Origin of the sequence: Streptomyces sp. NPDC087420 (assembly GCF_044744165.1) — a bacterium.
Taxonomy (GTDB): domain Bacteria; phylum Actinomycetota; class Actinomycetes; order Streptomycetales; family Streptomycetaceae; genus Streptomyces.
This window is the reverse complement of sequence record NZ_JBIUXU010000016.1, coordinates 225,267-235,448: the sequence shown is the minus strand read 5'-3', so window position 1 is coordinate 235,448 and position 10,182 is coordinate 225,267. Positions and strand designations below refer to the sequence as shown.

Annotated in this window: 11 protein-coding genes and 1 pseudogene; 3 read left to right on the top strand and 9 right to left on the bottom strand. The window is 71.5% G+C overall.

Annotation, left to right across the window (positions count from 1 at the left end; all coding sequences use genetic code 11):
- Nucleotides 1-151: 151 nt before the first annotated feature.
- The 5 genes from ACIO1C_RS30945 to sigE form a co-directional block, all read right to left on the bottom strand.
- On the bottom strand, nt 152-817 hold the full coding sequence (locus ACIO1C_RS30945; protein WP_401869675.1) for a hypothetical protein: 666 nt from the start codon (nt 815-817) through the stop codon (nt 152-154).
- A 116-nt stretch (nt 818-933) separates the two neighbouring features.
- Entirely contained in the window at nt 934-1,404 is a 471-nt protein-coding gene (locus ACIO1C_RS30940; RefSeq protein WP_401869672.1) for a sec-independent translocase, read from the bottom strand.
- 137 nt (nt 1,405-1,541) lie between these two features.
- Complete coding sequence (locus tag ACIO1C_RS30935) at nt 1,542-3,068, bottom strand: trypsin-like peptidase domain-containing protein (RefSeq protein WP_401869670.1); 1,527 nt, start codon at nt 3,066-3,068, stop codon at nt 1,542-1,544.
- A gap of 88 nt (nt 3,069-3,156) precedes the next feature.
- Nucleotides 3,157-4,011, bottom strand: a complete 855-nt coding sequence (locus ACIO1C_RS30930; protein WP_401869668.1) for a zf-HC2 domain-containing protein — start codon at nt 4,009-4,011, stop codon at nt 3,157-3,159.
- A complete protein-coding gene (gene sigE, locus ACIO1C_RS30925; RefSeq protein WP_401869665.1) occupies nt 4,008-4,766 on the bottom strand; it encodes an RNA polymerase sigma factor SigE in 759 nt (252 codons plus the stop codon). Before sigE ends, ACIO1C_RS30930 begins: the two co-directional genes overlap by 4 nt.
- Before the next feature lie 141 nt (nt 4,767-4,907).
- On the opposite strand from sigE, the pseudogene ACIO1C_RS30920 reads away from it, so the two are divergent.
- Nucleotides 4,908-5,574 (top strand): annotated as a pseudogene (locus tag ACIO1C_RS30920) (O-methyltransferase).
- A 180-nt stretch (nt 5,575-5,754) separates the two neighbouring features.
- On the opposite strand, the gene ACIO1C_RS30915 reads toward ACIO1C_RS30920, so the two are convergent.
- Complete coding sequence (locus ACIO1C_RS30915) at nt 5,755-5,922, bottom strand: DUF3117 domain-containing protein (RefSeq protein ID WP_003966491.1); 168 nt, start codon at nt 5,920-5,922, stop codon at nt 5,755-5,757.
- Between the two features lie 277 nt (nt 5,923-6,199).
- Here ACIO1C_RS30915 and ACIO1C_RS30910 point away from each other — a divergent pair, with 277 nt between their 5' ends.
- Nucleotides 6,200-7,003, top strand: coding sequence for an enoyl-CoA hydratase/isomerase family protein (locus tag ACIO1C_RS30910; protein ID WP_401869663.1), 804 nt, complete (start codon nt 6,200-6,202; stop codon nt 7,001-7,003).
- A gap of 314 nt (nt 7,004-7,317) precedes the next feature.
- Here ACIO1C_RS30910 and ACIO1C_RS30905 read toward each other — a convergent pair whose 3' ends face one another.
- The gene (locus ACIO1C_RS30905; RefSeq protein WP_401869661.1) at nt 7,318-7,908 is read right to left on the bottom strand and encodes a DNA-3-methyladenine glycosylase I; all 591 of its coding nucleotides are present in this window, start codon (nt 7,906-7,908) and stop codon (nt 7,318-7,320) included.
- A complete protein-coding gene (locus ACIO1C_RS30900; protein WP_401869658.1) occupies nt 7,905-8,258 on the bottom strand; it encodes a DivIVA domain-containing protein in 354 nt (117 codons plus the stop codon). The genes ACIO1C_RS30905 and ACIO1C_RS30900 overlap by 4 nt, the downstream gene beginning before the upstream one ends.
- A 175-nt stretch (nt 8,259-8,433) precedes the next feature.
- On the opposite strand from ACIO1C_RS30900, the gene folP reads away from it, so the two are divergent.
- Nucleotides 8,434-9,303 carry a dihydropteroate synthase gene (folP, locus tag ACIO1C_RS30895; protein ID WP_401869656.1) on the top strand — a complete coding sequence of 290 codons (870 nt, stop codon included), beginning with the start codon at nt 8,434-8,436 and terminating at the stop codon, nt 9,301-9,303.
- A gap of 9 nt (nt 9,304-9,312) precedes the next feature.
- On the opposite strand, the gene ACIO1C_RS30890 is transcribed toward folP, so the two are convergent.
- The gene (locus tag ACIO1C_RS30890) at nt 9,313-10,062 is read right to left on the bottom strand and encodes a TIGR00730 family Rossman fold protein (RefSeq protein WP_401869653.1); all 750 of its coding nucleotides are present in this window, start codon (nt 10,060-10,062) and stop codon (nt 9,313-9,315) included.
- Nucleotides 10,063-10,182 lie beyond the last annotated feature (120 nt).

Here is a 10,182-nt window from a genome sequence, read left to right as displayed (position 1 = left end):
GGGGGCGTGGGGGGCTTGTCGGGGGGTACCCCCCCGAGTAACATTTTCTGCCCCCCCGCCCCGGGGGGGCGGGGGGCGGGGGCGGGGGGGGGGGGCGGCGCCCGCGGCCGCCGCCCCTCACCCTGTCCGTCGTGCCCCGCTGTACGAAGCGCTAGTGGGCGTACGACGTGATGTCCTCGATCGCCGAGAAGCCGAGGCCGTACGCGCTCATGCCGCGGCCGTACGCGCCGATGTGGACCCCGCTCTGCGCCGAGCCGGCCAGGACCCAGCCGAACTCGGTCTCGCGGTAGTGGAAGGGCGTCGGCACCCCGTCGACCGGCAGGGAGAGCGCGGACCAGTCGGCGCCTTCCAGGTCGTCGGCCAGTTCGAACGCGGCCTCGGTCTGCTGGGCCAGCCAGTCGTCGCGCAGCATGTGGTCGAGCTGCGCGGGCCAGGTGGACACCAGCAGCCCCGAGCCGGCCAGCCAGGCCGCCGAGGACACCGTCGTGGCGTCCAGATGCCCCGTACCATCACCGGTTCGGCGTACGGGTCCGGCCGCGACGGTCACCACAACCGCGAACCTCTCCTTGTCCGCGCCCGACGCGTCCGGTCTTATCGTCGGCTCCTCGCCGTGGCCGGTGGAACCGTGCTGGACGGTGCCGTCCGCGGCGGCGCCGACCTGCATCAGCCAGCGGGGTCCCGTGAACGCCTCGTCCAGCCCGTACCAGGGGAAAGCTGCCCGCAGATAGCCTTCGACCGTACGCCGGGCTGCTGGCACCCCCTCGGCAGTGGATGAGCTGGACGCGGTCCGCGCCCCTGCCCGACTCGTCGTCTCCATCTACCCGGACGCCTCCTCGATCTCGGTGTCCGGAGCGGCCCGCCCCCGACGGGCGCCTCACTGCCGGACAGATGGAGGATAGCCACCCGGTCCCGACTCGTTGGGATAGGTCGTACTCAGGTGGCGTCTGCGTCGAAGGGGGGCCGGTCGTCCCGATCGGGGTTTTCGCGCTTCTTCAGCAGGTCCGGCGTGCCCCCGGAACCGTTCACCGCGGACGTGGCGGCCACGGGCGTGTCCTTGGCCGCCGAGGCGTCCTCCCGGCTGTTCACCGCGTCGGCGACGTCCGTGATCTCCTTGCGGAGATCGAACGAGGAGCGGATCTCCTTGAGGCCGAAGGTGTCCTCGTCGCCGTCCGTCAGGTGCTTGCGCACGAACGTCTTCGGGTTGAGGTCCTCGAACTCGAAGTCCTTGAACTCCGGGCCCAGCTCGGACTTGATGTCCTCCTTGGCGCTGTCGGAGAACTCACGGATCTTCCGGATGAACCGGGTGGCGTCCTGGATGACCTTGGGCAGCTTCTCGGGACCGAAGACGAGCACGGCGAGGACGACCAGCGTGACCAGCTCAAGCGGTCCTATGTCATTGAACACCTAGCTGCTCCTCGTGTTCTCCGTGTGGTCTCCTGACCCCCCGCCGTGACGGTTCTGTCCTGGCTTGAGGGGGCTCGGGTGCCGGGCCGTTCCACGGTACCTGCCCGAACTGTCCGGGCGGTACCTTCCGGTGTCCGTCAGGTGCCGTTCGCGGATCCCAGGGTCAGGTTCACGGTCCGCTCCCTGCCGCCGCGCACCACGGTCAGTGCCAGCCGGTCGCCGGGGCGGTGGGCGCGGATCTTGACGATCAGTTCCTGGCCGCTGTGCACACGTTGGCCGTCCACCTCGGTGATGACGTCCCCGGACCGGATCCCGGCCTTCGCGGCGCCGCCGCCGGGCACCACCGAGGGGCTGCCGTCCGCCGCCTCCTTGCCGACGCGGGCGCCGTCGCCCGTGTACTCCATGTCGAGGCTCACACCGATCACCGGGTGGGCGGCCTTGCCGGTGTTGATGAGTTCCTCGGCGACCCGCTTGCCCTGGTTGATCGGTATGGCGAAGCCGAGCCCTATGGAGCCGGCCTGGCCGCCCTCGGCGCCGCCGCCGGTGTCGGCGGCACGGATGGCGCTGTTGATGCCGATGACCCGGGCCTTGCTGTCCACCAGCGGGCCGCCCGAGTTGCCGGGGTTGATCGGGGCGTCGGTCTGGAGCGCGTCGACGTAGCTGACGTCACTGCCGTCGCCGCTCTCCCCGCCCGCGGTGATGGGGCGTTCCCTGGCGCTGATGATGCCGGACGTCACGGTGTTGGAGAGGTCGAAGGGGGCGCCGATGGCCACCACCGGGTCGCCGACCCGGACGTTGTCGGAATTGCCCAGCGGCAGCGGCTTGAGGCCGGAGACGCCGGAGACCTTCACGACCGCGAGGTCGTATCCGCTGTCCTTGCCGACGATCTTCGCCCGCGCGGTCTCGCCGCCGCTGAACGTGACGGAGATCTCGCCGGAGGCGCCCGCCGGCTGGACGACATGGTTGTTCGTCAGGATGTGGCCCTGCCGGTCGAGGACGAAGCCCGTGCCGGTGCCCTGCTCGTCGGCGCCGCTGACATGCAGGGTGACGACGCTGGGCAGGGCGCTGGCGGCGATCCCGGCGACGCTGTCGGGCGCGCGGTCGCCGAGGTCGGGGCCGGCCTGCGGGAGTTCGACGCTGCCGAAGCCGTTGTTGCGTTCCACGTTCGCGCCGACCGCGCCGCCGACAACGCCGGTGAGCAGCGCGAACAGCAGAGCCCCCACGATCCCGACGCGCCTGCGCGGGCGCGGCGGGGTGCCCTGGTCGGTGAACGGCTGCTGTCCGGGGACGCCCCAGGGGTCGTACGGACCCCACTGCGGGCCTCCGGGGAGGCCGGGGCCACCCGGGCCGGCCGGGGAGGCCTGGTCGGCCTGGTCGGCCCGCGGGCGGTCCGCCGGGGGCAGGAACACACCGTGCGCCGGGGTCGGCACCTGTACGGGAGGCGCGGGCGCCCAAGGGCCGGGGCCGCCGTAGGGCGGAGTGCTGTAGGCGTCGGGCTCGTGCAGCGGCTGTGCGTGTTGCTGCGGCTCGGGCGACGGCCGCGCGTGTTCCTGTGGCTCGGGCAACGGCCGCGGGTGCCCGTGTGGCTCCTGCTCCGGCACCCGGCCCGGCGCGGGTCGGCTCCACCACGTCGCCTTGGGTCCGGTGGGCTTCCCGTCGTCCATGCTCTCCCCGCAACTGCCGCTCCGCGCCCCGACGGGGGCACCCCTGTGAGGATTCAACCAGGTTTACGAATCGGTGCGCAGGACGCGGTCAGCGGGCGGACGAGAGCGGCAGGGTCGGAGCCGCGAGCTGGGAGGGGCGCGGGGTCGCCGTCGGGCTCGTCCCGGAGGGCGCGTCGACCTGGAGGGCCGGGCCCGTGGGTTGCAGATAGGGCGCCAGGGACGGCGTGGTCAGATACGGGCTGCTCAGATACGGGCTGTTGAGCATCCCGGGAGGCGCCGAGGGTGCCTGCCGGACCAGCGACACCGAGGGCGGGGCACCGCCGAAGCGGCGGCCGGTCTCCGCGCCGAGGGGCGCCGGGGCCGTGTTCCCCGCCGGGGCCCGCAGGGGCGTCACATTGTTGCCCGCGCCGCGGGGCAGCACGTCGGCCGCCGTGCCGAGCGGCACGGAACCGCCGAGCGCCATCGCGGCGAAGGACACCGCGCTCGCCGCGGCGAACGCGAACCGCCGTGCGCGCCACGGGGAACGCTCCGCCGCCTCGCGCCCGACCTCGTGGATACGGAATCCGGAGCCGCCCGGGATCATCCCGGAGTGGGCCACGGCCGGTTCGTAGTCGAACCCGCCCGAGCGCACCCCGAAGACACCGTTCCCGAAAGCGCCCCCGTCGAAGAGACCTCGACGGGGGTCGTCGTCGTCCCAACCGGAGGGACCGCCGGGCAGCCCCTGGAGTCTGGCGAGCAGGCCGGCCGACATCGGAGGTCCGGCCGCCTGTGCGAACACGTTCTTGAGGCGGCGCTGCGCGTCGGCCTCCGCCTTGCACTTGGCGCAGGTCGCGAGATGGGCCAGCACACGCTCACGCGCGTCATGGTCCAGCTCCCCGTCCACCAAGGCGGCGAGTCGGTCCCCCAGATGCTGTTCGGCGGGGGTCGGGCTGGTGGCAGTCACGCCGATCCGCCCTCCCCGGCCACGCTCACGAAGGCACGCTGCTCGGCCCGGGCCTCGGGCGAACGGTGCTGGAGGGCCTTGCGCAGGTGCGAACGCCCGCGGTGGATCCGGCTGCGCACGGTGCCGAGCTTGACACCGAGAGTCGCCGCGATCTCCTCGTACGACAGTCCCTCGATGTCACAGAGCACCACCGCGGCACGGAACTCGGGCGCGAGGGTGTCCAGCGCCTGCTGGACGTCCGCGTCGAAGTGGGTGTCGTGGAAGACCTGCTGCGGGGACGGCTCACGGCTGGGCAGCCGCTCCGCCGCGTCGTCACCGAGCGCGTCGAACCGGATCCGCTGCTTGCGGCGGACCATGTCGAGGAAGAGGTTGGTGGTGATGCGGTGCAGCCAGCCCTCGAACGTGCCGGGGGTGTAGGTCGACAGCGATCGGAAGACCCGGACGAAGACTTCCTGGGTCAGATCCTCCGCGTCGTGCTGGTTGCCCGTCAGCCGGTAGGCGAGGCGGTAGACGCGTCCGCTGTGCGTGCTGACGATCTCCTCCCAGCTGGGGGGCGTCCACGCCTGCGCGTCCGCATCCGATGCGAAAGTCGCCGTAACTGCGGAGTCGTTGGAGCGAGAACGGTCAGCGAAGTTGGTCACGGATTTCGGCTCACCCGCCGACCCGAGGAAGCGCCGGAGCACTCCTCCCCGATCCACAGGCTCAGCCGCACCTCCCCTATCGGCTCTGGTGGTGTCCAGTCGAGCCCCTACCATAGCCACCTCGCCCGTTAGCTCCGGATAAGAATCTTTACGTGAATATGGGGCCGATCCCAGCCGCTCATCACCGTGCTGCCCGCCCCCTCATAACGCCCGGTCCCATCTGCGGGTTCCCGGGCGCAGCGGATACAGTCACCGTTGCGCCGCCAACGGGGACAAGGAGAGGGTCATTACCGCCAACCGGCAGACGAGCTGGGCGTTCTCCGACGCCTACGTCGCCGAGGACGAAGCACTCCACTGGGCCCGCGACAGGGCCCATGAGACGGGGCTTCGCTCGGTGTCACCGGGCACCGGTGCCGCGCTGCGTCTGCTCGCCGCCACCCTGGACGCGAAATCGGTGGCCGAGATCGGCACCGGGACGGGTGTCTCAGGGACGTACCTGCTCCAGGGCATGCGGCCCGACGGCGTGCTGACCACGGTCGACACCGAACCGGAGCGCCAGCAGTTCGCCCGGCAGACCTTCCGCGCGGCCGGCTTCACCGGCAACCGCGCGCGCTTCATCCCCGGCCGCGCCCTCGACGTCCTGCCCCGGCTCGCCGACGGCGGGTACGACCTCGTCTTCTGCGACGGGGACCGGCTGGAGTCCCTCGACTACCTCGACGAGTCGCTGCGGCTGCTGCGGCCCGGCGGTCTGGTCTGCTTCGAAGGCATGTTCGCGGACGGCCGGACGGTGGACTCCGCGGCGCAGCAGGCGGAGGTGCTGCGGCTGCGGGAGCTGCTGCGGGCCGTGCGGGAGAGCCAGGAACTCCAGTCGGCGCTGCTGCCGGTGGGGGACGGGCTGCTGTGCGCGGTCCGGCGGGGCTGAGCCTTCTTCTCGTGGTGGGCGCCGTTCACGGCATTCCTTCGCGCGTGTGCGCCACCGCGTGGGCGCGCTTCCGCGTGCGCGCGCAGAAAAAGGCTGCCCCGGCGCGGACCTGATCCGTGCCGGGGCAGCTGTGGTGTCGATCCGGGGGTGACGCACGACCCCGAAGACTGTGCGTTCCGCTCAGCCGACGACCTTCTTGAGAGCGTCGCCGAGGGCATCCGCCTCGTCCGGGGTCAGCTCGACGACGAGCCGACCGCCGCCTTCGAGCGGAACGCGCATGACGATGCCCCGCCCCTCCTTGGTCACCTCGAGCGGGCCGTCGCCCGTCCGCGGCTTCATGGCCGCCATGCTCGTTCCCCTTCCTGAAACCAGCTCATCGCCGCCGGCGGCCCCATGACAGGCGCTGTGTCACCGGCATCGAACACATTGCTTCCAGGCCATTATCCCGCATGGCGGGACCCGATGACCAACATCGGTCGGCATCGCTTGCGCAACGCGCTTCCGCAAAACCACTCAATTCGGCGATCCGCCTGCGATACTTCGCCGCCGCCGGGACCCGGTGGCCGACTTTCCTGGGCCATGCTGGACCCGGACAGGACTGCCCGAGCCGCGAAGGGACCCGATCATGGCCGACACCGTGCTGTACGAGGTGAGTGACGGACTCGCAACGATCACGATCAACCGGCCCGAGGCCATGAACGCGCTCGACGTGGCGACGAAGTCCGCGCTGCGGGACACCCTGGAGGCGGCGGGGGCGGACCCGGCCGTTCGGGGTGTGCTGCTGACGGCGGCGGGTGACCGGGCGTTCTCGGTGGGCCAGGACCTCAAGGAGCACGTGGCGCTGCGCGCGGCGGACCGGGAGCGGGGCTCGGACGACACGATGCGGACGGTGCGCGAGCACTACAACCCGATCGTCCTCGCGATCACGTCGATGCGGAAGCCGGTCGTGGCGGCGGTGAACGGGGTCGCGGCGGGGGCGGGCCTCGGCTTCGCCCTCGCGGCGGACTACCGGGTGGTGTCGGACACGGCGTCCTTCACGACGGCGTTCGCGGGGGTGGCGCTGACGGCGGACTCGGGGGTGTCGTGGACGCTGCCGCGCCTGATCGGCGCGGGGCGGGCGGCGGATCTGCTGATGTTCCCCCGGTCGGTGCGGGCGGACGAGGCGTTGGCGCTGGGGCTGGTGAACCGGGTGGTCCCGGCGGGTTCGCTGGCCGCTGAGGCTTTGTCGGTGGCGCGGACTTTGGCGTCCGGGCCGACGGCGGCGTACGCGTCGCTGAAGGAGTCGCTGGCGTATGGGGCGGGGCGGACGTTGGAGGAGGCGCTGTCGAAGGAGGCGGAGTTGCAGTCGGTGGCGGGTTCCTCCGACGACCACGGAATCGCGGTCGAGGCGTTCCTGTCGAAGACGCCGGCAAGGTTCGTAGGCCGCTGACGCCCTCCGGGCCGGGCCTTTTGTCCTCAATCGCCGGACGGGCTTGATTTTGCCCGCTCCGGGGCGGGGGGAGTCGTTCACTTCCCGTCCGGCGTGAGGGGGGGGCGGGGTCGGAGGAGGTGCGTGTGTCCGGACGTAGAGCGTGTTTTGTGTCGCATGGCGACCGTTGCTAAGACAAGTCGCTGAACGCGACGTAAAACATGCAGTCCGGACATACGTACCTCCGGAGGCCCCACCCCCCGCCACCACGACAAACCAAGCCCGTCCGGCGATTGAGGACAATCAGTAACAGCAACGAACACCGGGCAAAACGATCAGCGGAACTCGCAGCCCAAAACGTGGTCGTTGACGAGCCCGCACGCCTGCATCAAGGCGTACGCCGTCGTCGGGCCCACAAAGCGGATCCCCCGGCCCTTCAAGGACTTCGCAAGCGCCGTGGACTCCTCCGTCACCGCCGGGACGTCCGCCCCCGTCCGGGGCGCCGGGCGCGTCGTCGGGTCGGGGGCGTACGACCAGATCAGGTCGTCCAGCTCCCCCGGCGACCACCCCGCCAGGACAACCGCGTTCGCCAGCGTCGCGTCGATCTTCGCGCGGTTGCGGATGATCCCCGGGTCCGCCAGCAGGCGCGTACGGTCCGCGTCCGTGAACTTCGCCACAGTGGCGATGTGGAAGGACCCGAACGCCTCCCGGAACCCCTCCCGCCGCCGCAGGATCGTGATCCAGGAAAGGCCGGACTGGAACGCCTCCAGGGAGATCCGCTCGAAGAGCGCGTCGTCGCCGTGGACGGGCCGGCCCCACTCGGAGTCGTGGTACGTGACGTAGTCCTCCGCGGACGTGCCCCACGGGCAGCGCAGGCGCCCGTCCGCGCCCACCACCGCGCCGGCCGCAGGCTCCGCACCGGTCATCGGGGGCCTTCCCAGCCGGGCTTCTTGAAGAGGTCGGGCGAGGAGACCGCCGTTGCCTGGGCCCCCGCGAGCGCCGCCTCCAGCTCGGCGATCCGCGCGTCGCGCTCCGCCAGTTCCGCGCCGAGGCGGCCGAGGGCGTCGTCCACGTCGGCCATGCGGTAGCCGCGCAGCGCGACGGGCAGGCGCAGGGCCTCGACATCCGCGCGGCCGACCGGGCGTGTCGCGGGCAGCGGGTCCACCAGCTGTTCGGGCGCGGTCTCCGGCAGGACCGCGCTGTCGCCGCCGCCGACCACCGCGAGGGTGACCCCGGCGACGACCACGACCATCGCGATGAGCAAGAACAAGAACACGTGCTTCTCCCCGGGCAGGAAACGTCCGGTGCCGATCGTGCCATGGGATCGCGGCGGAGACCGACCCGGCGCCGCTCCCGGGTGCCGGCGCCCGGGACCGAACCCCGCGCCGCCGCCACCCGGCGGAGACGCGGTCTAAGGTCGCAGGCGAGTGGACGTGAGGAAGGAAACACGCATGCGCGGGACCCTGCGGCTGGGACGGCGGGAATTCGGGGCGGACGAGCCGGTGATCATGGCGATCGTGAACCGTACCCCTGATTCCTTCTACGACCAGGGGGCGACCTTTCGCGACGAGCCCGCCCTCGACCGCGTGGAGGACGCCGTCGCGCAGGGCGCCGCGATCATCGACATCGGCGGGGTGAAGGCCGGTCCCGGTGACGAGGTGACCGCCGAGGAGGAGGCACGCAGGACGGTCGGCTTCGTGGCCGAGGTCCGCCGCCGCCACCCCGACGTGGTGATCAGCGTGGACACCTGGCGGCACGAGGTCGCCGAGGCCGTCTGTGACGTGGGAGCGGATCTGCTGAACGACGCGTGGGGCGGCGTGGACCCGAAGCTGGCCGAGGTGGCCGCGCGGTACGGCGTCGGGCTGGTGTGCACCCACGCGGGCGGCGCCGAGCCCCGGACGCGTCCGCACCGGATCGCGTACGACGACGTGATGGCGGACATCCTGCGGGTCACCCTGGGCCTCGCGGAGCGCGCGCGGGCGCTGGGGGTGCGCGAGGACGGGATCCTGATCGATCCGGGCCACGACTTCGGGAAGAACACCCGGCACTCGCTGGAGGCGACCCGGCGGCTGGGTGAGATGGCGGACACCGGCTGGCCGGTCCTGGTGTCGCTGTCGAACAAGGACTTCGTCGGGGAGACCCTCGACCGGCCGGTCAAGGAGCGGCTGATCGGCACGCTCGCGACGACGGCGGTGTCCGCGTGGCTGGGGGCGCGGGTCTACCGCGTCCACGAGGTGGCGGAGACCCGCCAGGTGCTGGACATGGTGGCGTCCATCGCGGGCCACCGGCCCCCGGCGGTCGCCCGCCGGGGACTGGCGTGACAAGAGCGTCTACTTGCCGGTCTCCTTGGTGACCAGCGCCACCGCTTCGTCCACGTCGTCCGTGAGGTGGAAGAGCAGGAGGTCCTTCTCGGAGGCCTTGCCCTGCGCCACGACCGTGTTCCTCAGCCACTCGACCAGGCCGCCCCAGTACGCCGTACCGAAGAGCACGATGGGGAAGCGGGTGACCTTGCGCGTCTGGACGAGGGTCAGGGCCTCGAACAGTTCGTCCAGGGTCCCGAGGCCGCCGGGCAGGACCACAAATCCTTGCGCGTACTTCACGAACATCGTCTTTCGTACGAAGAAGTAGCGGAAGTTCACGCCGATGTCGACGTGCGGGTTGAGTCCCTGTTCGAAGGGCAGCTCGATCCCGAGGCCGACGGAGACGCCCTTCGCCTCACGTGCCCCCTTGTTCGCCGCTTCCATCGCGCCCGGGCCGCCGCCCGTGATCACCGCGAATCCGGCCTCGACCAGGGCGCGGCCGATCCGGGTGCCTGCCTCGTACTCGGGTGTGCCGGCCGGGGTACGGGCGGAGCCGAAGACGCTGATCGCGCTCGGCAGTTCGGCGAGGGCGCCGAAGCCCTCCACGAACTCGGACTGGATGCGCATCACCCGCCAGGGGTCGGTGTGCACCCATTCCGAGTCGCCCTCGGTGTCCAGCAGCCGCTGGTCGGTCGTGCCGGCCTGCACCTGTTCCCGGCGGCGGATCACCGGTCCGAGCCTCTGCTCCTCCGGCTTCCGCGCTCCCTCAGGCATGCCCATGAGCTGCTCCCTCCGCTGCGGTGCTTTGTTCTGGGCAAGGGTAGGTCCACGGACGTGACAAATGGCGAAATTCCGGTGGTCGGCAGGGCGGAGACCTGGCGTTCCCGCCCCCGGCCCGGA